The sequence below is a fragment of the Streptomyces sp. NBC_00273 genome, assembly GCF_036178145.1.
Lineage (GTDB): Bacteria > Actinomycetota > Actinomycetes > Streptomycetales > Streptomycetaceae > Streptomyces.
The window spans coordinates 2,739,598-2,765,278 of the sequence record NZ_CP108067.1 but is presented as its reverse complement, the minus strand read 5'-3'; the positions used below and the strand labels follow the sequence as shown (position 1 = coordinate 2,765,278).

The 25,681-nt window shown below is 68.4% G+C and carries 28 protein-coding genes and 4 pseudogenes; 16 read left to right on the top strand and 16 right to left on the bottom strand.

Features of this window, described 5'->3' with window-relative positions:
• Positions 1-2: 2 nt before the first annotated feature.
• The 5 genes from OG386_RS11585 to OG386_RS11565 form a co-directional block, all read right to left on the bottom strand.
• The gene (locus OG386_RS11585; protein WP_328788081.1) at positions 3-737 is read right to left on the bottom strand and encodes a hypothetical protein; all 735 of its coding nucleotides are present in this window, start codon (positions 735-737) and stop codon (positions 3-5) included.
• Positions 734-1,366 (bottom strand): hypothetical protein, encoded by a 633-nt coding sequence (locus OG386_RS11580; RefSeq protein WP_328788080.1) that lies wholly within the window; start codon positions 1,364-1,366, stop codon positions 734-736. The genes OG386_RS11585 and OG386_RS11580 overlap by 4 nt, the downstream gene beginning before the upstream one ends.
• Positions 1,363-3,249 carry a radical SAM/SPASM domain-containing protein gene (locus tag OG386_RS11575; protein ID WP_328788079.1) on the bottom strand — a complete coding sequence of 629 codons (1,887 nt, stop codon included), beginning with the start codon at positions 3,247-3,249 and terminating at the stop codon, positions 1,363-1,365. The genes OG386_RS11580 and OG386_RS11575 overlap by 4 nt, the downstream gene beginning before the upstream one ends.
• 39 nt (positions 3,250-3,288) lie before the next feature.
• On the bottom strand, positions 3,289-3,723 hold the full coding sequence (locus tag OG386_RS11570) for an NUDIX hydrolase (RefSeq protein WP_053678445.1): 435 nt from the start codon (positions 3,721-3,723) through the stop codon (positions 3,289-3,291).
• Between the two features lie 146 nt (positions 3,724-3,869).
• Positions 3,870-4,469 (bottom strand): ATP-binding protein, encoded by a 600-nt coding sequence (locus OG386_RS11565; RefSeq protein WP_328788078.1) that lies wholly within the window; start codon positions 4,467-4,469, stop codon positions 3,870-3,872.
• Positions 4,470-4,734: 265 nt separating this feature from the next.
• On the opposite strand from OG386_RS11565, the gene OG386_RS11560 reads away from it, so the two are divergent.
• The 5 genes and pseudogenes from OG386_RS11560 (at position 4,735) to OG386_RS11540 (ending at position 8,686) form a co-directional block, all read left to right on the top strand.
• On the top strand, positions 4,735-6,102 hold the full coding sequence (locus tag OG386_RS11560) for a hypothetical protein (RefSeq protein WP_328788077.1): 1,368 nt from the start codon (positions 4,735-4,737) through the stop codon (positions 6,100-6,102).
• Complete coding sequence (locus OG386_RS11555; protein WP_328788076.1) at positions 6,099-6,941, top strand: NAD(P)-dependent oxidoreductase; 843 nt, start codon at positions 6,099-6,101, stop codon at positions 6,939-6,941. Before OG386_RS11560 ends, OG386_RS11555 begins: the two co-directional genes overlap by 4 nt.
• 465 nt (positions 6,942-7,406) lie before the next feature.
• Positions 7,407-7,663, top strand: a pseudogene (locus OG386_RS11550) (helix-turn-helix domain-containing protein); the annotation flags it as partial.
• Positions 7,664-8,218, top strand: a complete 555-nt coding sequence (locus OG386_RS11545; RefSeq protein ID WP_328793220.1) for a flavoprotein — start codon at positions 7,664-7,666, stop codon at positions 8,216-8,218.
• Between the two features lie 54 nt (positions 8,219-8,272).
• The gene (locus tag OG386_RS11540) at positions 8,273-8,686 is read left to right on the top strand and encodes an NUDIX hydrolase (RefSeq protein WP_328788075.1); all 414 of its coding nucleotides are present in this window, start codon (positions 8,273-8,275) and stop codon (positions 8,684-8,686) included.
• A 71-nt stretch (positions 8,687-8,757) separates the two neighbouring features.
• Here the strand turns inward: OG386_RS11540 and OG386_RS11535 are convergent, their stop codons facing one another.
• The 4 genes and pseudogenes from OG386_RS11535 to OG386_RS11520 all read right to left on the bottom strand — a co-directional run bounded on the left by OG386_RS11535 (position 8,758) and on the right by OG386_RS11520 (position 11,991).
• Positions 8,758-9,102: a plasmid mobilization protein gene (locus OG386_RS11535; RefSeq protein ID WP_405789268.1), complete on the bottom strand. Its 345-nt coding sequence runs from the start codon at positions 9,100-9,102 to the stop codon at positions 8,758-8,760.
• A gap of 402 nt (positions 9,103-9,504) precedes the next feature.
• Positions 9,505-10,368: a DUF2637 domain-containing protein gene (locus tag OG386_RS11530; RefSeq protein ID WP_328788073.1), complete on the bottom strand. Its 864-nt coding sequence runs from the start codon at positions 10,366-10,368 to the stop codon at positions 9,505-9,507.
• A 29-nt stretch (positions 10,369-10,397) separates the two neighbouring features.
• Positions 10,398-11,027, bottom strand: a complete 630-nt coding sequence (locus OG386_RS11525) for an ATP-binding protein (protein WP_328788072.1) — start codon at positions 11,025-11,027, stop codon at positions 10,398-10,400.
• A gap of 71 nt (positions 11,028-11,098) precedes the next feature.
• A pseudogene (locus OG386_RS11520) lies at positions 11,099-11,991 on the bottom strand (hypothetical protein).
• 253 nt (positions 11,992-12,244) lie between these two features.
• Between OG386_RS11520 and OG386_RS11515 the strand changes: the two are divergent.
• From OG386_RS11515 to OG386_RS11505, 3 genes are all read left to right on the top strand, one after another.
• Complete coding sequence (locus OG386_RS11515) at positions 12,245-12,529, top strand: helix-turn-helix domain-containing protein (protein ID WP_328788071.1); 285 nt, start codon at positions 12,245-12,247, stop codon at positions 12,527-12,529.
• A 119-nt stretch (positions 12,530-12,648) separates the two neighbouring features.
• Positions 12,649-12,966, top strand: coding sequence for a helix-turn-helix transcriptional regulator (locus tag OG386_RS11510; protein ID WP_328788070.1), 318 nt, complete (start codon positions 12,649-12,651; stop codon positions 12,964-12,966).
• 45 nt (positions 12,967-13,011) lie between these two features.
• Positions 13,012-14,259, top strand: coding sequence for a tyrosine-type recombinase/integrase (locus OG386_RS11505; RefSeq protein WP_328788069.1), 1,248 nt, complete (start codon positions 13,012-13,014; stop codon positions 14,257-14,259).
• Between the two features lie 50 nt (positions 14,260-14,309).
• Here the strand turns inward: OG386_RS11505 and OG386_RS11500 are convergent, their stop codons facing one another.
• From OG386_RS11500 to OG386_RS46915, 3 genes and pseudogenes are all read right to left on the bottom strand, one after another.
• Positions 14,310-14,816, bottom strand: coding sequence for a hypothetical protein (locus OG386_RS11500; RefSeq protein ID WP_328788068.1), 507 nt, complete (start codon positions 14,814-14,816; stop codon positions 14,310-14,312).
• Positions 14,817-15,083: 267 nt separating this feature from the next.
• A pseudogene (locus OG386_RS11495) lies at positions 15,084-15,281 on the bottom strand (CorA family divalent cation transporter); the annotation flags it as partial.
• A gap of 79 nt (positions 15,282-15,360) precedes the next feature.
• Positions 15,361-15,528, bottom strand: a pseudogene (locus OG386_RS46915) (IS701 family transposase); the annotation flags it as partial.
• Between the two features lie 951 nt (positions 15,529-16,479).
• On the opposite strand from OG386_RS46915, the gene OG386_RS11490 reads away from it, so the two are divergent.
• Genes OG386_RS11490 through OG386_RS11465 form a run of 6 tightly spaced genes read left to right on the top strand, consistent with a single transcriptional unit; the run spans position 16,480 to position 20,436 of the window.
• On the top strand, positions 16,480-16,857 hold the full coding sequence (locus OG386_RS11490; protein WP_328788067.1) for a WXG100 family type VII secretion target: 378 nt from the start codon (positions 16,480-16,482) through the stop codon (positions 16,855-16,857).
• Positions 16,858-16,869: 12 nt separating this feature from the next.
• Positions 16,870-17,175 carry a WXG100 family type VII secretion target gene (locus OG386_RS11485; RefSeq protein ID WP_328788066.1) on the top strand — a complete coding sequence of 102 codons (306 nt, stop codon included), beginning with the start codon at positions 16,870-16,872 and terminating at the stop codon, positions 17,173-17,175.
• The gene (locus OG386_RS11480; RefSeq protein ID WP_328788065.1) at positions 17,175-18,851 is read left to right on the top strand and encodes an RNase A-like domain-containing protein; all 1,677 of its coding nucleotides are present in this window, start codon (positions 17,175-17,177) and stop codon (positions 18,849-18,851) included. Before OG386_RS11485 ends, OG386_RS11480 begins: the two co-directional genes overlap by 1 nt.
• Before the next feature lie 30 nt (positions 18,852-18,881).
• Positions 18,882-19,439, top strand: a complete 558-nt coding sequence (locus OG386_RS11475) for a hypothetical protein (protein WP_328788064.1) — start codon at positions 18,882-18,884, stop codon at positions 19,437-19,439.
• 9 nt (positions 19,440-19,448) lie between these two features.
• Positions 19,449-19,748, top strand: coding sequence for an RNase A-like domain-containing protein (locus OG386_RS11470; protein WP_277331940.1), 300 nt, complete (start codon positions 19,449-19,451; stop codon positions 19,746-19,748).
• A 10-nt stretch (positions 19,749-19,758) separates the two neighbouring features.
• Complete coding sequence (locus tag OG386_RS11465) at positions 19,759-20,436, top strand: contact-dependent growth inhibition system immunity protein (protein ID WP_328788063.1); 678 nt, start codon at positions 19,759-19,761, stop codon at positions 20,434-20,436.
• A 105-nt stretch (positions 20,437-20,541) separates the two neighbouring features.
• On the opposite strand, the gene OG386_RS11460 is transcribed toward OG386_RS11465, so the two are convergent.
• The 4 genes from OG386_RS11460 to OG386_RS11445 form a co-directional block, all read right to left on the bottom strand.
• Complete coding sequence (locus OG386_RS11460; RefSeq protein WP_328788062.1) at positions 20,542-20,685, bottom strand: hypothetical protein; 144 nt, start codon at positions 20,683-20,685, stop codon at positions 20,542-20,544.
• Positions 20,686-20,970: 285 nt separating this feature from the next.
• On the bottom strand, positions 20,971-21,768 hold the full coding sequence (locus tag OG386_RS11455) for a 4'-phosphopantetheinyl transferase family protein (protein WP_328788061.1): 798 nt from the start codon (positions 21,766-21,768) through the stop codon (positions 20,971-20,973).
• Positions 21,769-21,772: 4 nt separating this feature from the next.
• On the bottom strand, positions 21,773-22,012 hold the full coding sequence (locus OG386_RS11450; protein ID WP_328788060.1) for an acyl-CoA carboxylase subunit epsilon: 240 nt from the start codon (positions 22,010-22,012) through the stop codon (positions 21,773-21,775).
• Positions 22,009-23,568 carry an acyl-CoA carboxylase subunit beta gene (locus OG386_RS11445; RefSeq protein WP_443053163.1) on the bottom strand — a complete coding sequence of 520 codons (1,560 nt, stop codon included), beginning with the start codon at positions 23,566-23,568 and terminating at the stop codon, positions 22,009-22,011. The genes OG386_RS11450 and OG386_RS11445 overlap by 4 nt, the downstream gene beginning before the upstream one ends.
• 495 nt (positions 23,569-24,063) lie before the next feature.
• On the opposite strand from OG386_RS11445, the gene OG386_RS11440 reads away from it, so the two are divergent.
• Positions 24,064-24,588 carry a thioesterase II family protein gene (locus OG386_RS11440; protein ID WP_328788058.1) on the top strand — a complete coding sequence of 175 codons (525 nt, stop codon included), beginning with the start codon at positions 24,064-24,066 and terminating at the stop codon, positions 24,586-24,588.
• A gap of 74 nt (positions 24,589-24,662) precedes the next feature.
• Positions 24,663-25,471 (top strand): IS5 family transposase gene (locus tag OG386_RS11435; protein WP_266607329.1). Its coding sequence is split into 2 segments (ribosomal slippage): positions 24,663-24,980 and positions 24,983-25,471, totalling 807 coding nucleotides; the frame shifts between segments, so codons are not numbered across the junction.
• The last annotated feature ends 210 nt before the right edge of the window (positions 25,472-25,681 follow it).

The window sequence follows — 25,681 nt, the reverse complement described above, 5'->3', positions numbered from 1 at the left end:
GCTCACCTGGCCGCGGTGGGTTCGGCGATGAGCCAGCTGATGAACTTGGCGACCCGGCCGGCGGTGACCGGAAGGGTTCCGTGCGCGAGCTGGGAGCCGTACAGCAGGGCGGTACCGGGGGCCGGGGCGACGCTCCAGCGGGTGCGGGCCATCTGCTGGAACCAGGTCGCGGAGTTGTCGGCTCCGTCGTGGGCCAGCCACATGCCCTCCGCGTAGCCGTTCGAGGCGGCCTCGGGGGCCTTGCCGTTCCACAGCCGGTCGTTGGAGGCGGTCTCGACGTAGAAGTCGCCTCCGGCGTCGGCCTGGGTGATCACGACGCTGATGCCGGCGATCTGGCGGGGCCAGGCGAGCGGGTCGGGGGCGATGCCGTCGAGGTGGCTGGTGATGTGCTGGCCCACGCCGTACTCGACGTACGTCCACGGGCGGCAGAGGGTGATCGAGGGCATGACGCGGGAGAGGGCCGGGCGAGCGCGTTCGAAGGCGTCACCCAGGAGCTTCTCGGCGGCTTCGGGGATCGAGGGGATCTCGACGCGTCCGGCCGGCTCGTAGACGGCCATGGCCTCTTCGGGGCTGTGGCCGGGGATTTCGTGGATGGAGGTCCGGCGCTCGTCACCGAAGCGGCTGGTGCCGCCGCTGGTCAGGACGTCGTTCATCAGGTCGGAGAGGTGGGCACGCTCGGCGTCGCTGAGGAAGCTCTCGATGCTTCCGACGCCGACGGTCTCGGCTATGTGGATCATTTCGTGATCCCCCCTTGCTGGAGCACGCGGTGGATGTCCTTTAGGTCCGTGCAGTGGTTGAGCCAGCTGACGACCGGGCTCCGGGTGGCGGCCAGCGGGTCCTGCCACAGGGCGAGGAGCTCTCCGGTCAACGGCAGGTCGCCGCTGTCGGGCAGCAGGCCGGCGTCAGGTGACTCGGCCTGGGCCAGGGCGCCGCACGAGATCCCGTGCTGCTGGGCGAAGACGAGGGCGAGACGGGCTGCGAATGTGGTGCGGCAGGCCCGCACGAGGGGGTCCAGGGGCAGCGGCAGGTCGTACGAGCGGTGTTCGGTGACTGTCCATGCCTGGGCGATAGCGGCGCCGGAGACCGCGATGCGGCATGCCGCGCAGCACTGGTGGCCGGAGTCAGGGCAGAGGCGGAGGTACTCGCCGAGGGTGGTCGCGATCTCGTCGAGGACTGCCCAAGCGGTACTGGCCAGCACGGTACCGACGTCTGGCTGTCTGCATCCGGCATTGTCCCTGTGATTGCAGCAGGCCTCGCCCTCTCCGGGCTGCCTGCTGGAGGCGAGAGCGGGTTCGACGAACAGGATGTGGAAGTAGGAGATGCGTCCCAGGAGCTGGTGAATGGTGACCGCGTCGCCGGGCTTCACCGGAGCACCCCCACGGGGGCTTGCGGCGACACCGGCAGCGGGCAGGCGCACGCGGATTCGGCCGCAGGGCGCTCGGCATCGAGGGCTGCGGCCAACACAGCGGTGGCCTCGTTCAGGCGGGCGAAGTAGCCGTCCCACCCCTGACCTGAGCCGGGGTCCAGGCTCAGGTCGAGGACCGGGGTGGTGGTGCCCGTGTTCTCGCAGGTGAGCTCCGAGCGGCCGACGTTGACCTCGATGCCCGCGGGCAGGAGGGCGCTTGCGAAGGTGGCGGCACGGCACAGTGCCGCAGCAATACGGGCGTACTCCTGGCGGTCGCGGGGGAGGAGTCCGATGCGTAGACCCGTCGGGGCCAGGTCCACGCCGGTGTACTGGTGGCCCTGGCAGCTGTCGTACGTGACGAGCCCCCAGGCTCGGGTGACCGTGTCGACCAACGGCCAGACGCCGGGTTCGATGGCCGCCCGCCACATCGGGTGGGCTGGGGCCAGATCGTCGGCCTCGTGGATACCGGCGAGGCCCACGGTGTTGATGTTGCCGTGCTCACTGGTGTGCAGCCTGACTTCGTTGCCGACAAGGTCGGGAGTGTCCCAGCTGGTCAGGAAGGCGTTCACGTCGCGCATGCTGTTCGGGGTGCGCGGGCGCCAGCGCAGGCTCTGGCACCAGGCGCCGGCGGGTTGTGCGGGCTGGGCCAGCAGCGCGGCGACGCCGTCGATCATCCGCATGCGGTAGTCGCAGTACGCGTCGTGATCGTTGGCCGGGTCCTGGCGCCAGCGGGTGGCGATGCACCCTCCGCCGCAGTTGGTGCGGTAGTCGCAGGTCGTGCACTTGTCCATCAGGGCTTTGCCCTGATTCAGGAGGAGGGAGTCCTGCTGGGCGCGGACCACCTCGTGCTCGTCGGCCGTGGACTCCAGCTGGGTGAGGCGGGCCTGGGGCCAGGGCAGTTCGTCGCAGCTCCCGAGGCGGCCATCTGGGTAGAGGGTGAAGACGTGGTCGCACTTGAGGTCGGAGAAGTGGCAGAAGCCTGTCGTCAGCCCCCGTAATCGCCGGACCGTGGAGACGGCCGGTTCCAGTTTGATGCGGGCGAAGTGTCCGGCGGTGATCCAGTGAGCGGTGGCGGCAAGGACGAACTGGGCGTACTCGTCGGGACGGATCGCCCAGGCCGGGCCATCGGCTGCGTTCACGGCAGCCTGCTGAAGCAGTCGGCTCGCCGACTTGCGCCTGCTCGGCAGGGCCGTGGAACGGCGGATCGTGGAGTCGAAGCAGGGTACGAAGCTGATCGCGTTGACCGAACCGAAGCCGGCGAGGTGGTCCAGCACCTCTTCGGCACGGTCCAGCACCGCCGGGGTAACCGCGGCGATCACACCGACGCTCCGGCCCCGCTCCGCGAGTAGGTTCAGGGCGGCGACGACGCGCGGGTACACAGGCTTGCCGTCGTAGCCGACACGCCAGGCGTTGCCCTGGGCGTCACCGTCGAGGGAGATGCCGATCCGGAGGTCAGGGCAGAGGTCGTCGAACATGTTGATCCAGTCGGCGTCGAGCAGGACACCGTTGGTCTGCAGATTGACGCGGACGACCTGCGGCATGCCGGCCAGTTCCGCGAGGATCTCGCCGATGTGCTCCCGCCCCGCGGTCAGGGGCTCGCCGCCATGGAGTTCGACGGCGAGCTTGCGGCCCTTGAAGATGCTGGCCAGGCGCCTGATCTGGTCGGCGCTGACCCTGGCACCCCCAGGGGCCTCCTTGCGCTTCTCGTAGCAGTAGAGGCAGTCGATGTCGCACGTCTCGCCGCGCGTCTTGACGATGACCGACACCGCGGTGCTGGTGTCATCGGCGTCCAGGCTCTGGTAGAGCCCGTCGATCGTGTGGCGCTGTTCTGTGCTGAGGTTCATCGGCTGCCCCTTCCTATGCTGCCGTGACCGAATGACTGACTAGTCGGACAGACGCCCCAGCAGCGCGCCCTGACCGGACTGGAGAATGTGCGCGGCCTCCAGCGGGATCCAGAAGCACTCGAAATGAGTCGGCTCCTGCTCGCCGTCGTGGTCCTCCTGGCTCATCCACCGCTCCGGGGTCGGCTCGGTGAGCTCCAGGTGGAAGACGTGCCGGTGCTGGATCTCGAACCGGTACGGGCTGATGTCGTACTCGGTCTCGCCGAGCTTGCGGACGATCTTGAAGTCCGACAGGCCGGTCTCCTCGCGCGCCTCGCGCAGGGCGGCGGCCTCCGGGGTCTCCCCGGGGCGGATGCTGCCCGCGGGGACCTGGATACCGACCTCCTCGTAGGAGTAGTCGGTGTGGCGGAACACCAACAGGCGCCCGTCGCGCACGACGTAGACGAGGACCTTTTCCTTCGTGACCTTCTCGGGCATAGCGACAACCTCCACTTGGTACAGGAGCTGATTCGTGGGCCGGCCCCGTAGAGGGCCGGGGACTGCTTGTTCCGTGGTCGACCGCGAAAGTCGGTGTCCCGGGGAAGCCCACGAGTCTAGGCCCCCAACTTGCGGTCAAATCAGCGTCATTCAGTCGATGGGCTGGCCCGCAAGGGCCGCCCTGCTGCCGGGGCTACAGTCCGGCGCCTGGCCCTCGTTCGGGTGTGCGATGGCGCTCCAGCTGCCGGTGTACGAACCCTCGTCACCGCCCGATCAGCCACGTCGGCAGCATGGTCGTGGGGCAGACGCCGATCACGATGGCTGTCCTGATCCGCCGGTCGATCACCTGCGCTGCGGGGCAGATCGAACTCCGCCCAGCAGCGCTTGCCCATCGCCGTCAGCTCGGCACCCTGGCGGTCGGCGAGCTCGGATACGAGATACAGACCGCCCCCGGACTCGGCACTCCCGCTCAAGGGCTCCGGTCGCGGCAGCGCCTTCGTAGCGTCATGCACCTCGACCGCAAGCACAGGCCCCTCCTGGTAGACGCTGACGGTGACCGGCCCCGACGCGGTGTGGCTCACGGCGTTGGTGATCAGCTCGCCAGCCGCCAGCTCGATTCCGGCCAGCGCCTCCGCGTCGAGCCATATGCCCCAGGAGCGGATCTCGGCCACGACGCGGTGTCGTGCCTGCTGGGCGGCGGCTGCCGTTCGGGCGACGGTGAACGTGAGCTGGTGGTGCGCTGCCATGAGCGGGCCTCCTGGGCTACCTGACTTGCGTTGCCGCGACGGAGACTCGGCCGCGCAGGGCGCTGTCTTGCCGGGGCGAAGACGAAGTGTTCACGGCGGCTCCCGCCTGAACGAGGCCCTGAACGACGCCGAACGCGGCCCTTTCGTGCCTAACCGATGTCTATTCACCGTCCACCTGGATTTTCTGGACAACAGATCTTCGATCGGCGGCTGTTGATGTCTAGCGTGGATGCCGGACAAGGAACCCCGGCATGAGGGAGCGGCTGTGGAGCCATCAGGACCGACCCTCTTCCAGACCCTGATCAATCAGCGGGGCTGGCAGGACTACCAGGTCTTCAAACGACGGTACGAACAGGCGGCCAAGCAGTTAGCTGAGCTGGAGGGGCCGTCCTCGATCGCGACCGCGACGATTGAGAAGCGGCAGTTCTTCCGGTACGCGCATGGCGAGGTCCGGACCCCACAGACCGTCGCCCGCCGCGTCCTGGAGTTCATGTTTCCGGGCATCCCGGCCACCCGAATCCTCGGGCCTGCGGAGTCCAAGCCGGGCCCTTCCCCACACCGCCCAGCGGCTGACGACCGCGATGCAGCGGATCCATCCGAGTACGGCCTTGAAGACGTGGTCATGGCGGCGGCGAATGAGTCGGCGCAGTTCGCGGCCAGGGCAGAGAGCAGCAACGTGGGACCGCACACTCTGGAGCAGCTGGAAGCTGACATCCGCCGCCTCGTCATGACGTACCCCAACCGGCCCGTCGGGCCCCTGTTCCGCGAGGTCCGTGCCCTCCGAGACCGCGCCTTCGAACTTCTCGAAGGACGTCAGCCACCGCGGTACACCTCCGACCTCTACGTGGGCGCGGGCGTCCTGTGCGGCGTTCTGGCGAACGCCAGTTTCGACCTGGGCCGCTACGACGCGGCCGAGACACAAGCCCGTACCGCCTTCCTGTTCGGCGAACTCGCGGGGCACAACGGACTACGCTCCTGGGTACGCGGACTCCAGGCACTGATCGCGTACTGGGACGGCCGCCCCGTAGACGCCGTACGCCTTGCGGACTCCGGAAGCGCGTTCACCCCGGAGTCCGGCACGGCGCAGATCCGGCTGGAGAGCATCAAGGCACGCGCCTACGGCCAGCTCAACAGGGGCAGCGATGCCCTGGCGGCCCTCAGCGCCGCCGACCACCTGCGAGAGCGTCTCGCTGAGGGGGACGAACTGCCCGGCGGGATGATGGCCTTCCCCGTCGAGAAGCAACTCTTCTACTCCAGCAGCACGCACCTCTGGCTGGCAGGCACCCAACACCTCAGCGATGCCGAGGCTCGCGCCGACGAAGCTGTGGAGATGTTCCAGTCAGCGCCGCCGGAGCAACAGAGACTCGGCGAGATGTCCCTGGCCCGCATGGACCTGGCCATGGCTCGGCTGGGCCGAGGAGACATCGACGGGGCGGCGACCCAGATCCACGCCGTCCTTGGGGTCAGCGCCCGGCGCCGCACCGAGAGCGTCGACCGCCGGATCGGCCACTTCAGCCGTCAGCTCGCACTGCATCCCGGGGCCGGATCACCTGCCGCGATCGGCCTTCGTGAGGTGATCATTGCTCATCAGGAACGCATGCCCGCTCAGCTCCCGCCAGGAGGCAGCCAGTGACGACCGTGACCCTCTTGCACCCTGGCGCCATGGGCGCGGCCGTCGCCGCCCAAGCCGTCAAGGCAGGCCACGAGGTGCTGTGGGTGCCGGAAGGCCGCAGCGACGCGACCCGCCGACGCGCGAAGGAAGTCGGCGCCACCGCGTGTGACTCGCTCGATGAGGCGCTGGAACGGAGTGAGATCGTTCTGTCCATCTGTCCTCCGCAGGCCGCCGAAGACGTGGCGACCACGGTCGCCGGCCACGCCTTCGCCGGGGTGTACGTGGACGCCAACGCGATCAACCCCCAGCGAATGCAGCGAATCGCGGAGGAGATCAGGCCGGGCGCCATGGTCCTCGACGGTGCGATCTTCGGCCCGCCGCCCGGTGGCCAGCGGGCTGCTCGCCTCTACCTCGCCGGCGAAGCCCAGGCCGTGGACACGGTGCAGCCCGTGTTCAAGGACACCGCATTGCACGTCCGCCGCGCGAGCGGCAGCGTCGGCTCAGCCTCCGCATTGAAGATGGCGTTCGCCAGCTACCAGAAGGCCGCCCGCACCCTCGCCGGCGTGGCCCACGCGCTGGCCGACGCTCACGGCGTCGGCGACGAGCTCACGGTCGAGGCGCAGGTGATGGCGTCCAACATCCTCTCCGACCCCGGATACCTGCCCAGCGTGGCCGCACGCGCCTGGCGCTGGGCGCCGGAGATGGAGGACATCGCCGAAACGCTCCGCGCCGCCAGGTTGCCTGCGGATATGGCCGAAGCGGCGGTCGCGGTCATGGCCCGCTGGGAAGGAGACAAGGACCACTACGACCTATCGGTGGCAGAGGTCTTGTCTCATTTGGGGGAACAGCCTGCTCGCTGAGTGGCGGCCGCCTCAAGACAGTGGCGTGGTCGCGGACTATCTGCTGCACAGAGGCAAAGAGAGCGGAAGATGTGGTTGAACGGGGTGGTCCCGTGCGGCTCCGGTCGCCCTGTCGCGAAGCAGTGCTTTCTGCCCTTGGCGGCAGCCGCAAGCACCGAAAGGGATCGGTGGCCGGGAGGGTTCCTGGCCACCGGTCGCGCGGTGTTGCCCGGTGGGGGCGGTCAGTCCTCGTAGGCGAGATGAATGCCGCCATTCGGAGCGGCTATGGCGCACAGCCGCTCGTACTCGGCGCGATCTTCCTCGGTCATGTGCGGGAGTACGTCCATGACCATCCGGGCTTCGGGGACCGGGCGAAGCGCCAGACTGGTCGATCGCTGATGGATGAGGCGCTGTCCAGCTCCCGATGCTGGGTGGCTTCGGCGAGAGGATGGCTGGGTCGTGGCTGGCGGCCTGGGCAACGCAACGACACCGCGCCCGCACACGCTTCGCCACATCCCGGTACTCGAAAGCCGAGCCGCCCTGTGGGTCGAAGCCGCCCGTGCCTACGCGCACCAGGGCCGCCTCGCCTCCGGCTGCCAGGTCCTGCGGATCGCGGAGACCTGCGAGCCAGGGGGGTGCGACGCCCAGCCGTCCGGGACTTGGTCGCCGACATGGCAGCCCGGGACCGTCGACGTACGCTGCCGGAGCTCCACCACTTCAGCTGCCGACTGGGAGTCCCCGCTGTGACCGAGCCGCAGCCCAAGCCCTTCCTGTACGTCGTCGTCTGCGCCGCCGGGATCGCCGGCGACGTCGGTAGACTAATCACCGCAGCGCAGGAACGGGGCTGGGAGGTGGGGGTGATCGCCACGCCACAAGGTCTCGAGTTCCTCGACACCCTGGCGATCGAAGAGCAGACCGGGTACCCGGTCAGGTCCGCCTGGCGTTCGCCCGGCGAGGCGCGGACCTACCCGCGGGCCGATGCCATCGCGGTCGCACCGGCCACGTTCAACACGGTCAACAAGTGGGCCGCCGGCTTCGCCGACAACCTGGCGCTCGGCATCCTCTGCGAAGCCCCCGGCATGGGCGTCCCCACGGTCTTGCTGCCCTACGTGAACACCGCGCTCGCCGCCCACCGGGCCTACCGGCGCAGCATCGACGAGCTCCGGGAGATGGGCGTGCTGATCGGCAGCTACGAGCCCCACCGTCCGAAGTCCGGCGGCGGCGCCGACCGCTTCCCCTGGGAGGAGGCGGTCGATCTGCTCGCTCCGCTCCTCCGGACCGGGGCCGATCCGCAGTGAACGTGCCGGTATCGCCCCTCGGGGCAGCTGGCCCACCCGATCTGGAGGAGCAACGTGGAGCAGGAGAACGCTGAAGGTCGACCGGCCATCGCAGCGGCCGTCGTGGTGTACGAAGGCCGCGTCCTCATGGTGCGGCGTCGGCTCAGCGAGGGGCGGCTCTCCTGGCAGTTCCCCGCCGGTGGGGTCGAGCCGGGCGAAGCCCGGGAGGAGGCCGCCGTACGCGAGACCCTGGAGGAGACCGGCCTCGCCGTGAGGGCGCTGAAACCGCTGGGGGAACGGGTCCACCCAGACACGAGCCGTCTGATGTCGTACACAGCCTGCGAGGTGGCCGGCGGCCACGCGTACGTCGCGGACACCGACGAGCTGGCCGAACTCGCTTGGGTGGCCCACGCCGACATCCCCGAGTACGTCCCGTACCGCCTGTTCGAGCCGGTGCAAGAACACCTCGACGTCGTCCTGGAGCGTTGACGCGGACCGACCGCGCGAATGGGGACAACACGCGGGGACGGTTGATCTCGGGGACCTCGGTGGGGCAGGTATTAGCCGTCTTCGAGGAGCTGGTCGGTGGCGTCCTGGACGCGCGCGGAGGCCTGGCGGACCGAGTCGAGTACGACGTCGAGTTGGATGTCGGTAGGTCGGCCGCCGGAGTTGATGGCGCGGGTCAGCTGGTTCAGGTTGTTGCCGATCTGACCGAGGTGCCTGCGGGCAGTGAACAGCTCGATGACGGCTTCGCGACGCCCGGCGATGGCCGCAGCGCTGGTTTGAGGGTCGTGGGCCGCGTTGAGGGCGGCTTTGGCGAAGAAGCCGGCGACGGTCACGCCGACAGCTTTGGCGGCGGTCGCAACGAGCGCGTACTCGGCGTCGTTCATACGGACGCTGCACACTTTGGAGCGCTGGCTGAGTTTGTGGGTACGGCGTCGTGTACGGGGCTCTGGAGGGGGAGCGGAGGTGTACGTGGGTTCGAACGAAGACTGTTGCTCTTCCCCCGACTGTGACCGCCCGGCGGTCGCAGCTTCCTCGTCAGGCGTCCCCCGGCGCCGGACGAGGCTCCGTGCCCCTGGGGCGGAGAGCCCTTTGGACACTCCGCCGATGGTGGAGTGTCCAAAGGGATAACTTGCTCCGTCTCGGGCTTGGGTAGGAGCCGCCTGTCGGTGGGCGTGGGCATTTGTGGCAGTGGGGTCGTCGTGCATAGAGCGTGCGTCCTGTTGGTCGGGCTGGAACGGCTTCGGTGCTGCGGGGATGGGGCATACGGACGCCACTTCACTCCGCGATGGATGCGCGGGGGCCTACAAGGCGTTCACTTGGCCGCTGTCGAGTTCGGCCTGGACCTGTCGGGTGATCTTGTTCCGGCGGTCCCTGCCGATAGGCAGGCCGCGTGCACGGACAGCCGTCTCGATGTGGCGGCTTGACGCGCGTCCTTCGAGTCCGAGCGGGGCGGTGCGGGCAACGGCGAGGAGTTCGTCGTCGGTGGCGGCGGGCTTGCGACCGGTGCGCTTCTTCGGCGGGACGTGGGCTTCCGCCACTTGATCGGTCTCTTCCGCCACATCGCCTGATGCGTCCTGTCCGGCGTCAGCCGGAGTGGGGCGGTCACCCTCGTGGCCCGAGTGCCGTTCCGGGTCCGAGAGCTGCGGTGTGGCGGAGTGCCCGCGGGGACGGTCCAAGTTCGCGGGATGCGCTGAGGGTTCCCCTACCGGACGACGACTGTGGGGGGACTCCTCGGCGGCGACGTGGCGGTAGATCTGCCGCATGAGGACGCCGAAGGCAAAGAGCGCGGCTGCTGGAGGGACAGCGGCGACGACGTAGTCGAGCGCCGGGGCCGGGACGCCGTCGGTCCTGCTGACGCCGGCGACGTTCAGGGCTATGGAGCCCAGCGATCCGGCAGCGGTGAGGGCGATCGCCCACCCGTCGGTTTCCCGGCGGAGGCTGGCGCGGAGCATGAGCACTTCGCCGGCGACGATGAAGGCATCGAGTGTGGCGGGCCATGCCCACTGGCGGGTGGGGGAAGTCCCGAGGCCGTGCCGCCCCGCGACTTCGGCGAGGTGGGCGTAGGAGAGCCAGAATCCTGCGGCGGTGAGAGCGACGATGACGCAGCCTGCGATGGCCAGGGCGTACCGCTCGGCGGTCTGCGTGCGGTGGGAGGTGGTGGTCAAGCGGGTGGTGCTCCAAAGGGTGGACGCGTTCAAGCGGCGGGGGAGTTGCGGCGGCGGCGGTCGGGCCCGTCGAGGATGACCCGGTGGGTCATCTCGGAGAGGCGGGAGGCGACGCGGTCGCCGAGGGCGGTGCGGAGCTTGGGGATGGGGAGGTTCGTCGTGAGCAAGGTGGGGCGCAGGTACTCGTACCGGTAGTTGATCAGCCGGTAGGTCAGCTCCTCCGTCCACTCGCTGCCCTTGGCGGCGCCGAGGTCGTCCAGGACCAGCAGCGGGCAGCGGGCCAGGGTGTGCAGTTCACGTTCCGCGTCGAGTCCTGGGCGCGGCCTCAGGCGGGCGTACAGGTCGGCGGCGGTGACGGCTTCCCAGCGCAGGCGGACGCCGGCCGCGAGCAGGCTGCGGACGGCCCCGTAGGCCTGGTGGGTCTTGCCGGTGCCGGTGGGGCCGACGAACAGCAGCGACGGGCCCTCTGCAATGCCCCGTGTGCCGGACGGGCCGGGGCGCCCGGCACGCACGATCTCGTCCACCCAGGCGGCGACCTCGGGGTGATCGGCGAGGGCCTGCCGGTAGCGCGGCGGGATGCGGGCATCGGCCAGTGCCAGGGACGTGACCGGTTGGGGCGCGGGCTCCGGTTCCTGCGAGTCCATGACGGACGGGTCCATGCCCCGGCGGCGAAGGATCCCTGCTATGGCCCGGACGACGTGGTCGGCGGGCTGCGGGAGGGCGGTGGTGATCAGAGGGCACCTCCGTAGGCGGCAGCGACGTCGGTGGGGTTGGCCCAGGGCCGGTGGGCGGCGGTGGGCGTGGAGGCCCCCGCGTTCATGACCTCGTGCACGAGGCTGGGCAGGGTCTTCGGGTGGAGGCCCTTGGCCCGGTGGCGGTCGAGACCGGCTCGTACGTGGGCGGGGTCGATGCCCTCGTCGAGGAGCTTCTTGGCCTTCTGCCCGAGTTGGCCGAGCACGGCGGAGGGAGGGCGGTGTTCGCAAGCCGCGGCGTACTCGGTGATGAGGTCCTTCGCCGAGACGGTCTGGGGCGCGGGGGCGCTCGCGCCCCCAACGGGGTAGTTCCTAGATCCCTGTTCCTAGGTCCTAGATCCGGACCCTGAGGGCTCACGTCAGGCTCAGTGAGCCCTCCCGCAACCGGCTGTGAGGGCTCACTGAACTGCCCTTGACCTGCGGATTCCCTGCTCATGGCGGGCTCACTGCCTGGTGCCTGCCCCGTCCTGGAGGCCTCCGTGACGGCTCCGTGCACCGGCAGCGAGGGCTCACGCGGGACGCCGAGGTCGTGGTGCGGGCAGGACGGGATCCTGCTGATACTGGGGCGGTTGATCTTCTGGTGGAGGGCGAAGGCGACGACGTGCAGGTACTGCCTTCCGTCCTCGCCCTCGTAGCGGCAGATCAGGCCGGCCGCGTCGAGCTGCGTCAGATCGTCCTCGACTTCGACCGGGCCGTGTTCGCGGCGCAGCGACCACAACTGTCCGGCGATGACGGCGGCCTGGTCGCGGATGCGGCCCTTGTCGTCGGCTTGGGTGAGCAGGCCGAAGAAGGTCCGCTCGGCGCTCAGTGAGACGGCCGCCAGGGACTCGGAGGCGAAGGCCTCGGGCTTGATGGTGCGGATACGGGCGATGGAGATCGACCGCCTTTCGAAAACGGGGCAGGGAAACCGGCGGGGCCGGGGTGCGTGGACAACACAGCCACACCCCGGGTCCAGAAGTCCAGACCTGGCTCAAGCGGCCGTGAAAGGTTTTCCGGTCGCACGACCGTAAACCCGAAACCCCGGTCGGCGAAATCGCCCGCGATATTCGGTGACGGTCCGGGATCGCTCACAGCAGACGGGGAATGCCTTCCGTACCCTCCGGCGGGCAAGCTACAACACACCAATGCCGCCACGCCCTCTTGAAATCGGACCCGCCGGACGCGCCGCCGTCCAGGCCATCGAACGCACCCGCGTGGCCCGTGGTTACTCCCAGCGCCAGCTCGCCGCCCGGGTCACCGCACTCGGTCGCCCCATGACCTTCACCGCGCTCTCCCGGATCGAACGCACGGTACGCCGCTGCGACATCGACGACCTCGTCGCCATCGCTGCAGCCCTCGGAGCGCCGCCGCACGCGCTTCTCGCTGCTCCGTTGAGCCGCCCCGCGCCGCTGAGGGTGGGCGGAATATAGCCGAAGATCCCCGGTTTCCGAAACCGGGGATTCTCCGCACCATTGGTGGTCCCTGGAGGCCGCTGCGTCTGTGCGCGGCCAGTGGTCTATTTCCCCGTCCCCTGCGTAAGGAATTTCGCTTGTCCGTCGTCGATCCGATTCCCTCTGCCAGTGCCCCCGAATTTCGTCACCGTTCCACCGTCGGCCGTGCGTTTCTTGGGGTCCAGGACACGGCCACGTATCTCGGCATTTCACCCAAGACGCTTTACGTCTGGCGTCACAGGCGGCAGGGTCCGCCCAGTTTCCGGATGGGCGCCCGCGGGCGGGTGACGTACAGGGTCGATGCGCTCGACGCCTGGATACGTGCGCAGGAGCAGGCGGACTCCCGCTCCAACCCCGACCTCAACCCCGTGGGCGCCGCACCGAAGCGGCGCCCTGCCTGCCCGGCAACCGTCTGATGGCTTCCGGCCGACCGTCCCGAACCTCTAGCTGCAAGGAAACACTTGGCCGGCTACATCGAAGACCGCTGGATCAACAAGAAGAAGGACCCCGTCACCGGCAAGCGCGAGCGTACCGCCCGGTACGGCAAGGGCAGCCGGTACCGGGTCGCGGGCATCCCGGGCGTCCGGGGCATGTCGTTCGACACCCTGGAGGACGCCAAGGCGTGGCTCCGCAGGGCCGGCACCGACAGTGAGCGGGGCGAGTTCGTCGACCCGCGCGACGGCTCCATCACCGTCGCCGACTACATCGCGCGCCACTGGCAGGCGGGCGTGCGGGGTGCACCGGGCACGGTCAAGCGGGTGGACGAGCGCGTGCGCCTCCACGTACTCCCGCACATCGGTGACGTCGCGCTGCGGGACGTCACCGCGTCGGTCCTGCGCGGCTACGTCGCCACGCTCGAAGGCGAGTGCGCACCGCGCTACGCCCGGCAGATCCTGACCACCCTCTCGAACGTCTTCGAGACGGCGATCGACGACAAGCGGCTGGTCCGCAACCCGATGCGCGCCAAGTCGGTGCGCTGGCCGATGGCCCCGGAGGACCAGCGGGAGGCTTGGCCGCTGGAGATCGCGCAGCGGGTGCGGGACGTCATCAACCAGCGGTACCGGATCGCCGTCGTCGTCGCTCTCGGGTGCGGGCTGCGCCAGGGGGAGGTCTTCGGGCTGTCGCCTGCGGACATCGACTTCGAGCGCGGCCTCATCCGCGTCCGCCGACAGGTCCAGCTCCTGTACGGCCGCCTGTACTTCACTCTCCCCAAGGGCGGGAAGACCCGGGTCGTCGACATGCCGCCTTCGGTGGCCGCCGAGCTGCGCACACACCTCCTGCAACACACGGCCGTCGAAGTCGAGCTGCCCTGGGGCGGCCCCGAACCCGACCGGGAGACGCGCTCCTACCCGCTGGTCCTGACCACGACCTACGGCAACGCGATCCGCGCCAACATCTTCAACGACGAGGTGTGGAAGCCCGCCCTCGCGAAGGCTGGTGTGATCCCTGTGCGGGAGAAGGGCCAGCGTTGGAAGGCCTCCCGTAAGGACGGCTTCCACGTCCTCCGGCACACCTACGCCTCCGTAATCCTGGAGGCGGGTGAATCTGTCGTCACCCTCGCCCGATGGCTCGGCCACTCCAGCCCGACCATCACCCTCGACCACTACGCCCACTTCATGCCCGAGGCTGGCGGCAAGGGCCGCGCGGCAGTCGATGCGCTCCTCGGTGTGGCCCCTCAGTACGTCCCAGACGACCTTGCCCTTGCCTGAGAACGGGTGGCACAGCACATGCTGTGCCACCCGTTCTTGCGTGGCAGCCTTCAGCTAGTCAGGCATTTGCGGCGGACTCGCAGCGAGTACGAGGTTCCCTCAGGTCCACTACTGCTGCCCCAGCCGACGCTGGTGGCCACATCCCAACCCTTCTGCTGCTTCATCTGGGCGGCGAAGGCAGCCAGGTCATGCACCGAGCAACCGCAGTCCAACGAGACACGAATGCTCATGTAGGGGCTCCGGGGGTTGTCGTCCCCGTACGGATCCTTCTCCCATTTGACCTCGTGGGCGTGCTCCTTGAGGCCGGTCCGCTCATCGTCGTGCTTGATGCCGTGGGCCTTGGCGTACTCGTCCAGGTCGTCGATGAGGAACAGGTGGCTGGACCACTCGCCGGGCCACACAGCAAAGAGGCGCGAGCTGCCGGCCAGTGCCCGTTCGTAGGCTTCCCGGCTGTTCCCGTGCGTTACCTTGCCGTCGTCGTGGACTTCGATGTAGCACGTCGTACGCGCGGTGTACGGGAAGTCTTTTCCTGCAGCCGCGGCGCTTCTCGGTTCCAACCGACCCTCCCTGTGTGCGGTAGCCCATGGAGCAGTCAACATGATCCACGGAGTGCTGGCAGGGGTTTGCCCTAGCAGGGTCGGTAATCACCAGTGGCTGATGACGCCCTAAATCGAGCTCAACTCGCCGCGGTAGAACGGCTGCGGGTGAAGCGACAGTCTCGCTCCCGCCGCGGCGCATGCTCCCCAGATTCTCCCCAGGCTCCTCCAGTAGAGACACCTAGACCTTCGCTGGTGCGAAGTAGATCTCGGGCTCCGCGCTGCCTGCTACAGCCAGCCCCGCTTCTTGAAGATGATGTACAGGCTCGTACACACCACTGCCATCAGCAGGATCGCGAAGGGGTAGCCGGCCGCCCAGTGCAGCTCCGGCATGGTCTCGAAGTTCATGCCGTAGGTCGTTCCCACCAACGTGGGTGCAAACAAGATGGCTGCCCACGAGGAGATCTTCTTGATCTCCTCGCCCTCAACCACTGACCTGTGTAGATCGACAAACTCGCCCGCACTCGCACCGAGTTCACCGACCTCAAAGGCATCTTCGGCTCGGCAAGCGCCAGCAGTTCTTGCGCGGCAGTTTCGGCAGCAACCCGAGCTCGAACGCCCTTGTCCGGCGCCGCGGTTCCACGCGGACGAATCGCCCCGCAGTGCGGCCCATCAGGGCCTCGAACGTCTCCTGCCGGCGGCCAGGATCAATGCTGTGACATGTGGCCACCATCTGGTCTTCTGTCCTTGTGCACCGATGATCGACGGCGGCCGCTTCCGTTCCCGGACCAGATCACAAGCGCGATCATCAGCAGCGGGCAGCAGGCTGCCCGGTCCAGCCGTTGGTTGCCACCACCTCGCGCGCGATGTCCACGACAGGGCGTCCGGCCGTCACCACCCGTATGGTCCCTGCGCAGGCCCGCTGGCCCAGAAGCCGTGCCTTGCGTGCGCGCTGCCCTTCAACTCCTGCTCCAATTCCCAGCCGAGTTCCCGGCCGACCAGCCGCTCGCGAGCGGTGGCGTCGGAAGCCGTGGGCAAGACCCCGTGCGGTACACACCTCCGCCCCCCCCATGGAACGCTCGAGCATGCCGGTCGCCTTAGGCCGCACGCAGCACAGTGGCAGTGTTCGTGTGGACCAGACGGCGGTAGCCGTGCCGAGTCGTTGCTCGTCCTCGCTGGGGAGCAGTAGCCGCAGAGACCCTGGCCGGGCATGGTCACCGCAAGGGAGGTCGTCCAGTCGGCCGTTTCGGAGGCCGAGCAGTACCGCAGGGTGGCCGCGAGCGAGCTCGAACCCTGTCGCATCCGGGGCGACTTCTTCGCCGACCTGTCGCACCTGCTGGCCGAGTTCATCGAGAACGCGCTGGTGTACTCGGCGGTGCAGCCCCCGGTCGAGGTGAACGGCTGGCGGGACCTCGACGAGAACTGCCTGGCGGCGGGGTGGAGCTCCGCCCGACGGAGTGCTCCGGCATCACGGCGTACGCGGCCTGCCTGCCTTCCCCTCAGCGGCCACAAGACTGGTGCGACACGTTTCGACTTCTGTGTGCGAAGTGGCGGAAGCCGACCCTGTGTTCCTGCTTGCTAGAGTGCAAGTGTTGAACGTTTTGTTGCGTATCTGAGCAACTGAGCAGTTGAGCGGTCATCGGGGTACGGGGGCGGATACGTGGCGACAGATCCCAACTTGCTGGTGAGCAGCGAGCACTTGACCAAGCTGGCCGACGACCTCGACGAAATGCAGCGCTACTTGGACCGGCAGGTCAAGCGCATGGACACGGTCGTCGACACGATCGAAGCCCGCTGGCAGGGGCCCGCGGCCAAGGCCTACCGACGGCGGCATCGTGATGCCGCCAAGGAAGCGGTACGCATCCGTGAGCTCATGAAACTGATCGAAGCGGCCGTTCGCATGAGCCGAGACGGGTTCACCGAGCAGGAGCTCGACATTCTGGCCGCCTTCAAGCGCATCCAGATGTCCGTGGACGTGGACGGGGAGGCAGCCGAGCTTTCGACCCCCAACACCGGGAGCCCGCCCCCCGCGCCGCGCACGAGCCGCTTGCAGGATCTGTGATGAGGGGGACGCATGACTGACAGCGACGGCAACATAGCGGTCGACTTCGCCGCCCTGCGACTTCTCTCCGGCCAACTGGAAGAGATCCTCAAGGAGCTCAACGAGAACGTCCAGACCATGCACGACCGCGTCGAGAAGGTCGTTCTCGCCTGGGAGGGTGAGGCCCGCGAGGCGTTCATCGACAAGCTGGACGAGTGGGATCGGTCCGCACGGGACCTTCAGGCGACACAGGCGTGGCTCCACAGCATCGTGACGATCGGTCAGAGCAACTACGCGGCGGCACATTCCGCGGTGCTGCGCGGATGGGGAGCGGCCTGATGAGCATGCCTCCTCCTCCGCCCCCCTTGAACAACGGAGACATCGACGTCACCCCCAGAGCACTGCACGCTCTCGCGGGCTACGTCGGCTATCTCCAGGACGGACTGCACAAGGGGGCCAATCAGCTCCTCAACGAGCTCGGCCGGTATCCGGACTGCGGGGGCTATGGAACCGCCGCATGGGAGTTCGCCACTGCGTACAAGACGGTCGGTAACCGCTTCATCGAGGTGTGGGCCAAGTCGGTGGCGAGCGTCGGAGGCGCTGCCGTCGGCTTCGCCGTGACCGCGAACAACTACGCGACCGCGGACGCCGCCACGGACCCCTCGGGTGCCCCGGCCCAGACCCAGCCACCGCCGACCGTGATCGACACGCCGCCGAACTACGGGTCCGTGACGGACCTCAAGTGGGCGGACGTCGACCAGAGCCAGGACATCTTCCAGATGGCACTGGAAGCGGTGGAGGCCGGAGTCCTAGCGATCATCAGGCCCCTCCTGGAGGACGTCTACCGCATGGGCAAGGCGGCCGAGATCATACCGTTGCCCGATTATGCGGGTTTGGAGAGCATGTCTGTCGCCTGGGTGTACGCGAGTACGTCCGTCACCACCACGGACGGAAACCTGAGCAGTGCTCTGCACAACTACACTGATCGGTCCAACGGCGAGTGGAACGCCGCGATGCGGCAGTTCTGCAGCGCTGTCTGGGGTACGAGCGCGTGGGGCCAGAGTCGGGAGGGTCACGAGTGGAAACACGACTCAGCGCAGCCCGGTCAGGCCAGCAGCCACCCCGTCATGGACGTGATGGTCAAGACTTGTGACGTCATGAGTGACGCCCTGCTTGCCTTGGCGGCCGCCGCGAAGGACGTGCGAGACGACCTCCGCAGGCTCTACTACGAAGCCGTGCTGAAGGCCCTGCCGCACATCGACAGAAGCGACGGTCTGGACATGAAGGACGTCAAGAGCTTCGGCAAGGGACTCCTCAAGATGGGGAGGAGTTTCGCGGTCGGCTTCTCCCTCGAGGTGGACGAGGAGGCGATGAACGCGGCGGTCGAGGCGTACAACAACCGCGTGCGCCGACAGGTCGCGGAGCTCAACAAACTGCACGAAGCCCTGGATGAGGCATATCTCAGTGCTCCCACGTTCCGGGCCGAGTCGGCGCGGGCGGAGTCCTTCGGCGCCCGAGCTCTGACCGATTTCAAGAACGATCCGCTCTACACGGTGGCCGGGGACGACGAAAGTAATCACAAATACGCGATCGACCTCGCGAACCAGGAGAGCATTCTCGGGTCCCATGTGGTGGACAAGCACGTGGGCAAGACGGATGAGCAACTGGAACAACGGCTGAGGGACCAGCAGATCGTCAGGCCTTCCGGCATCCGGCCCGAGGCCGTTTCGGCTTTCGGGAGCCTTGCAGACGCGCAGCGGTATACTCAGGCGGCTCTGGATGAACCGAACAATCAGAGGAAGATCGACAATTGGCTCGCGGGTAACCCTGGACCCAACTCGTCACGCTCACTCCTCCTGACGACGAACGACGTCGTGGGAAGGTCGTGGGACCGGGGCGACACCGCCGCGCGCGACGTGACCAATGTGTGGGTCGTTCTGAGACCCAACCCGGGGAGCCACCCACCGTTCGTCGTTCTCACATCCATGCCCACCGACAAGACCCAGCACCCTTAGTGTGCACTTGGAGAACTGGGGTAAAGGCCCGTGACTCAGATTGACGCCACCTCGTGGAGCAGTTCCCTGCGAGCCCTTTTCGGGGAGGGCATGTTCGCGGCCGTGGGGGCGCGGCGGCGCGATGACTGGCGCTTGGACGCCCTCGACGTCATGCAGCTACGGACGGACGATCCGCGCGGCTGGTCGAAGGTTGCCGCGGCGCCGGGAGGGGGTGATTTCGGCACCGGCCAGGACAGCCCGTTCAGTGCTGTCACGCCAGGAGACTTCAGCGCGGCCTTCCCTGTATCTAGGAGGGGCGCTGAACAAATCCTGGTCACTCTCCAGGGTGAGTGGTTCCAAACAGAGGACATTCCGGATTTTGATGCGCGAGAGGCCGAGCTGACCTCGCACGCGAGAACGATCCTGGAAAGGTTCGGAGAAGACGCGCTGTTTTCTACCAATGCGGCGACGGCGCGAGAGAATCCCCATGCCGATATGTTCCGTCGCGAGGGTGCCTATGAGGGCTTCACCGGCCATGTAATGGATTGTGGTGTAATTGCTGTCTCCGCCACGGAAGTCGGCATCTTCTGGGGCTTCACCATCGACTGAGGATCTCCCGTGCGTACCCGTTCTGCCACCTATCCCGACCGCGCGACCGCACAGTGGTGTACCCAGCAGGTCGTCACGCGCAACGAGCAGGCCGTGCATCGCTGGCTGGCCCAGGGCACGCGACCGAGGCTCACCATCGAGGCTGCTTGGCCGTCCCGTGAGGAGCCCGTCGGGCGCGTGCTGCTGCAGGCGATGATGCTCGCCGGTCGCGAGCCCGTCGATGTGCGGGCCGCGCGGGTGACGCTGAGGCGTGAAGCGTCGAGTCCGCACGGCTTCGTCGTGCATGCCACTTACCCGATCTACCTCTGAAGGTGCCGCAGTGCCCATGAAGCCGCTTGAGTTCGACCGCCGGTACGGCGAACTCGACGTCGTCGTCGCAGCCTTCGTCGGGCAGGAACCCGACAGTCCGGAAGAGGGCACAGCGCCTCCGGCTCTTCAGGCGTACCTCCGGCACACCTGGCACACCCGGCCCTGGGCGCTCTCCGTCGCCGAACAACAACTCCGGGAGTACGCGCGGAATCCGCCGGGCCGCTTGCGGCTGCGCCTCGGTGAGTTCTATCCGGTACCCGACATTGGGCTGTCCGAGTCCCGGACTCAAAGCTGGCTGTCCGAGATGGCCGACCACATCAAGCACAGCATCGAGTCCGGCGATGTGCCTGTGCCGGTCGCGCCCCAGACCCACTGGGAGTGGCACGCCCGCTTCGGGGAGCTGGGACAGTTCCTCGGCGGTTGGTTCTCGCAGGACATGCCCGACGAGTTCGGCGACCACGAAGCGGCCGTCCGCGACTACAGGGCAACGGTTGATCCTCAGCTGACCGCCCGGCTGGTCGGCGAGATCCACGAACTGCTGGCTCTGGGGCTGGAGGAGCACGACTACGCCGTCGCCGTCGCTGAGCTCGGCATGGAGGTCGAGCCGCCGGCCCCGTTCCCGGTCGAAGCCTGGCTTCGGACGGTGGCGGAGCATCTCGGGACGGCCAGGCCCGAATACACGAACTGAACAGACCTGTCCGGATGCCTTTCCGCTCAGGCGGGGACCGCCGCCCTCGCCGCCCTCGCGGGCGTTCAGGGCTTGCACCCCCCGAGAGCGTTTCTCGGCGTGAGGTCACTTCGCCGTCGCGGCGGCGAGTCCCGCGTGCATGTCGCGCAGGGCCTCGTAGCGACATACGACGTCGGCGCGGTCGGCCGGGTCGTGCACCGTACTCGCCGCCTCGCAGCGGCAGGATCCGCTGCTCGTAGGTCGTGGCACGCTCCGTGATCTGACCAAGGGAGCCAGCTGACGGATCATCACGTCCGGACGTCCCGCTGTCTGCCTGCCGGATCTCCTCGAAGCTCCGCTGCGCGAGTCGGTCGTAGCCCGGCTCCGTGCTGATCGGCAGCTTCGAGCCCCACCGTTCGAAGTCCGGCGGCGGGGCCGAACGCTTCCCGTGGAGGAAGCGGTCGATCTGCTCACCCCGCTCCTCCGGACCGGGCCGAGCCGCAGTGAACGTGTCGGCATCGCCCCACGGGGCAGCCGGTCTGGGCGTCCTTCCGGTCAACCACGGCCGCCCCGGGGAGTGGGGGCCCGGTAGAGGTGTACCGGGCCCGAGGTCTCGTCGCGTTGGGCGACCGCCGTGGCGGCCGACCAGGGGCCGGTCAGTGAGAGGTCAGTGACCCGCCAGGTCCGCGGCGCACCGGGCAGGCCCGCCGTCACCTCAGTCGTCCCCGGGAACCGGGGGTGGGTTTCGAGCGAGGAGAGATCGCTGGAGATCCCGGTGCCCACGGCCTTCAGCGTCGCCTCCTTGCGCGTCCAGACCCGCAGGAACGCGGTCACCCGTTCCTCCCCGGGCGGGGCGGCGAGGAGGAACTCGCGTTCCGAGGCGGTGAAGACCACGGACGACAGGTCCTCGGCCGGCACGTCGCGCATCCGTTCGACGTCTACTCCGACGGGAGCTCCGGACACCGCGAGCAGCCCGAGCCCAGCCGTGTGCGAGATGCTGATCCACCACGGTGTGACGGGGTGCAGGAGCGTCGGCGGGCCGTGTTCGGGGTCGCCGCAGCACGGGCAGCTCAGGCGCCCGAGCTCTACCGATCGCGGTGCCACCGCCAGCAGGAGGGAGAGCGTCCGGCGGACCGCCGCCCGGGAGGTGACGTACTCGGCGACCCGGGTCCGGGAGCCGAACCGCGCCATCCGGTCCCGCTCGGCGGGGTGGAGGAGGGCGAGGTCGGCGGGGTCCGCCGTACCGGGAATGGGCCACCACCACACGGCCGTTCCCCGGGCGGCGAGGGTGCTCCGAGGGCTGGTCCGGAGCGGCGCCGCAGTGGGTGGCGCGGTGGGTGGTGCGGTGGTCATCGGGTCATCTCCAGGTGTGCCGGGCCGCCGGCGCGGCCCAGGACGGTGTGGGGCCGTCCGCAGGCCGGGCCCATCGGGCCCGCTCCGGGGCGCCCGGTTGCGGTCCGTTGTGCGCGAGCGGTGCCGAAGCGAGCAGCACGGCCGTGACGGCGGCGAGTTCCTCCGGTGTCGGACGGCCGCGGACCACCGTGAGCAGGGCGGGTGTCGACGGCGTCCGGACGACCGGGTGGCCGGAGGCGCTCACGTCGGCGGGTTCCCGTGCTTGCGCACCGGCAGTGGCGCGTGCTTGGCCCGCAGCATGTCCAGTGCCCGGATCAGCGTCTGTCGGGTGAGGGCGGGGTCGATGACGTCGTCCACCAGACCGCGTTCGGCGGCGTAGTAGGGGTGCATGAGTTCTGTGGCGTACTCCTTGACCAGCTCCTGGCGTACGGCCTCGGGGTCGTCGGCGGCAGCGATCTGGCGGCGGAAGACGACGTTGGCGGCCCCCTCCGCACCCATGACGGCGATCTCGTTCGTGGGCCAGGCGTACGACAGGTCTGCGCCGATCGAACGGGAGTCCATGACGATGTACGCGCCGCCGTAGGCCTTGCGGAGGATCACCTGGACGCGGGGGACGGTCGCGTTGCAGTAGGCGTACAGGAGCTTCGCGCCGTGCCGGATGATGCCGCCGTGCTCCTGGTCGACGCCGGGCAGGAACCCGGGTACGTCCACGAGCGTCACCAGCGGGATGTTGAACGCGTCGCAGAGCTGGACGAAGCGGGCGGCCTTGCTCGAGGACCGGATGTCCAGGACGCCGGCGAGGGACTGCGGCTGGTTGGCCACGATGCCCACGACGTTGCCGTCGAGGCGGGCGAGGGTGCACAGGACGCTCCCGGCCCAGCGCTCGTGGACCTCCATGTGCTCACCGTCGTCGACGATCTCCTCGATGACCTTGCGCATGTCGTAGGGCCGGTTGCCGTGGGAGGGCACCAGTTCGAGCAGTGCGTCCCCGCGCCGGTCGGCCGGGTCCGTGGAGCGGACCGCAGGAGGGGTCTCGCGGTTGTTGGCGGGGAGCAGCGACAGCAGGTACCGGACCTCGGCCAGACAGGTGTGCTCGTCGTCGTACGCGAAGTGCGCGACGCCCGAGACCTCCGCGTGCACGTCCGCGCCGCCCAGACCGTTCTGGGAGACCTTCTCCCCGGTCACGGTCTCGACCACGTCCGGGCCGGTGATGAACATCTGTGAGGTCTCGCGGACCATGAAGACGAAGTCGGTGAGCGCCGGGGAGTACGCGGCGCCCCCTGCACAGGGGCCGAGCATCACGCTGATCTGCGGGATGACGCCGGAGGCCCGGACGTTGCGCTCGAAGATCCCACCGTATCCGGCGAGCGCGGACACGCCCTCCTGGATCCGGGCCCCGGCGCCGTCGTTCAAGGACACCAGGGGGGCGCCCGCCTGGAGGGCCATGTCCATGATCTTGTGGATCTTCTGGGCGTGCGCCTCGCCCAGCGCACCCCCGAAGATGCGGAAGTCGTGCGCGAAGGCGAAGACGGTCCGGCCGTGAACGGTGCCCCAGCCGGTGACCACCCCGTCCGTGTGGGGCCGGTTGTCCTCGAGCCCGAATCCGGTGGCACGGTGCCGCCGCAGGGGTTCCACTTCGCAGAAGGATCCTTCGTCGAAGAGCAGGTCCAGGCGCTCGCGGACGGTCAGCTTTCCTTTGGCGTGCTGCCGTTCGGTACCGGTTTCGCTGCCTTGCCTGACTGCGGATTTCAGCATGCGCAGCTCGGCCACACGGTGTTGCGTCGCGGTGTTCGGTGGCATTGGTCATCCCCCAGGAGGGTTAGTGGTGGAGCGGCGCCACGAAATCCGAGGGCGGGTGCGGCGCATGAACAACCCTGAGAAACGTACGGTCGGCCACCGGATGCGCGGCGGGAGTGGCCGATTGATGACAGCAGACGGGGCTCTGGAATCAGTTCCCGGATCCACGACCGGTCGGCATGACAATGTCCTGCCAGCTGTCACCATTCGGACTCCGGGCAGCGCAGCGACTTCCTGTCGTGACCTCGGTTGACATCTTCCTGTAGGGGCCGTTGCGCCCGGTTGCGCCCCGGACCCGTAATGACGTCCGGAATGAGTTTCCGTGAAGACTCCGGCTCATCCCCGCTCCGGCGGCCGTCACCCCCGGACGCGCCGCCGGAGCGAGACCGCTCCTCAGAACCGGAAAGGCAGACCGTGATGCCGGAACCAATGCCCCTCGTGGTGGACAGTGCCGGTGCCCGGTGGTTCGGTCGCGCGGCCCGGCCGGGCGCTCCGCGCGTGAGGCTGATCTGCCTGCCGCACGCCGGCGGGACGGCGAGCTTCTTCCGTTCCTGGGCCGGCGCCTTCGGGAGCGGTGTGGAGGTCCTGTCCGCCCGGTACCCGGGCAGGCAGGACCGGATCGCCGAACCGTGCCTGGAGAGCATGGCCGCCCTGGCGGACGCCGTCGTCGAGGGGCTGCGGCCGTTCCTGGACCGGCCCCTCGCCCTGTTCGGCCACAGCATGGGTGCGTCCGTCGCCTACGAGGTGGCCCTGCGGCTGGAGGACCGGTACGGCGTCCGGCCGCAGGGGCTGTACGTATCCAGCCGTGCGGCTCCGCACCGGGTCGCCCCGTCCGGCGTCCATCTGCAGGGCGACGAGGCGATCATCGAGCACGTCCGCGGTCTGGGCGGTTCGGACGCGGCGGTCCTGGACGATCCGGACCTGAGGGAGCTGGTGATGCCAGCGATCCGGTCGGACTTCCGGATCGTCGGTACGTACCGTGCCCCGTCCCCGATTCCCGTACGATGCCCGATTTTTGCTTAGAGCTCGTAACACGATCTTGATGAGATGTCCTGGTCAGCCGTGACCGGTGTGACGATTCAGCCGTTCGTGGTGGTGTGAGTACTCGGCCGTGGATCGTGGACGACGACTTGTGGGCACTGATCGAGCCGCTGCTGCCGCCCTGGCCGACGAGGTCACCAGGGCCGCGGCCGGTAGCTGACCGGTTGTGTCTGCAAGGCATCCTGTACGTGCTCTGCAACGACATCGCCTGGCAACTCCTACCACCTGAGCTGGGATTCGGGTCCGGGCAGACCTGCTGGCGGCGCCTGGAGCGGTGGCAGCAGGCCGGGGTCTTCGACCAGCTGCATCGGATCCTGCTCGCCGAGTTGAATGCGGCCGGCCGGCTCGACTGGTCCAGGGCCTGCGTGGACGGCTCCCACATCCGTGCGAAAAAGGGGGAGCCGACACCGGTCCGTCGCCGGTCGACCGGCGGAAGACAGGCAGCAAACACCACCTGATCTGCGACGGACGCGGCACTCCGCTCAAAGTCATCACGACTGCGGCGAACGTCAATGACGTCACCCAGACTCTCGCCCTGGTCGACGGCATCCCACCGGTGGCGGGCCGCCCCGGCCGGCCCCGCCGACGTCCCGATGCTCTGCTCGGGGACAAGGGCTACGACTCCAACGCCAACCGTGATGAGCTGCGTAAACGCCGGATCCTGCCCGTCATCTCCCGCAAGGGATCCCCGAACATCAAGGGCATGGGCAAGCTCCGCTACGTCGTGGAACAGACCTTCGCCCTGCTCCATCAGTTCAAACGACTCGCCGTCCGGTGGGAACGGCGCACCGAGCTCCACGACGCGTTTGTCTCCCTCGCTTGCAGCCTCATCTGTTGGCGACGCCTCAACAAGCCCACCTCATGATCGTGTTACGAGCTCTTATGTGGGCGACCGGGACCCGAATGTGGGGACGGCGGACATGGAAGCCTGGTCCGAGGTGGCTGCGGGAGGGTTCGCACTCCGGGTGCTGCCGGGTGACCATTTCTATCTCGTCCCGCAGCAGGGTGACCTGATCCGGGATCTCGAATCCCGGATGGCATCTTCCTGACGGTTGGAGAATCGGCGGCGAAGATC

Coding starts and splice junctions, on each gene's coding strand:
- OG386_RS11515 (WP_328788071.1), top strand. CDS start 12,245: ATGCCGCCACGCCCTCTTGAAATCGGACCCGCCGGACGCGCCGCCGTC.
- OG386_RS11455 (WP_328788061.1), bottom strand. CDS start 21,768: ATGACCACCGCACCACCCACCGCGCCACCCACTGCGGCGCCGCTCCGG.
- OG386_RS11585 (WP_328788081.1), bottom strand. CDS start 737: ATGATCCACATAGCCGAGACCGTCGGCGTCGGAAGCATCGAGAGCTTC.
- OG386_RS11565 (WP_328788078.1), bottom strand. CDS start 4,469: ATGGCAGCGCACCACCAGCTCACGTTCACCGTCGCCCGAACGGCAGCC.
- OG386_RS11570 (WP_053678445.1), bottom strand. CDS start 3,723: ATGCCCGAGAAGGTCACGAAGGAAAAGGTCCTCGTCTACGTCGTGCGC.
- OG386_RS11445 (WP_443053163.1), bottom strand. CDS start 23,568: ATGCCACCGAACACCGCGACGCAACACCGTGTGGCCGAGCTGCGCATG.
- OG386_RS11575 (WP_328788079.1), bottom strand. CDS start 3,249: ATGAACCTCAGCACAGAACAGCGCCACACGATCGACGGGCTCTACCAG.
- OG386_RS11485 (WP_328788066.1), top strand. CDS start 16,870: ATGACTGACAGCGACGGCAACATAGCGGTCGACTTCGCCGCCCTGCGA.
- OG386_RS11525 (WP_328788072.1), bottom strand. CDS start 11,027: ATGGACCCGTCCGTCATGGACTCGCAGGAACCGGAGCCCGCGCCCCAA.
- OG386_RS11480 (WP_328788065.1), top strand. CDS start 17,175: ATGAGCATGCCTCCTCCTCCGCCCCCCTTGAACAACGGAGACATCGAC.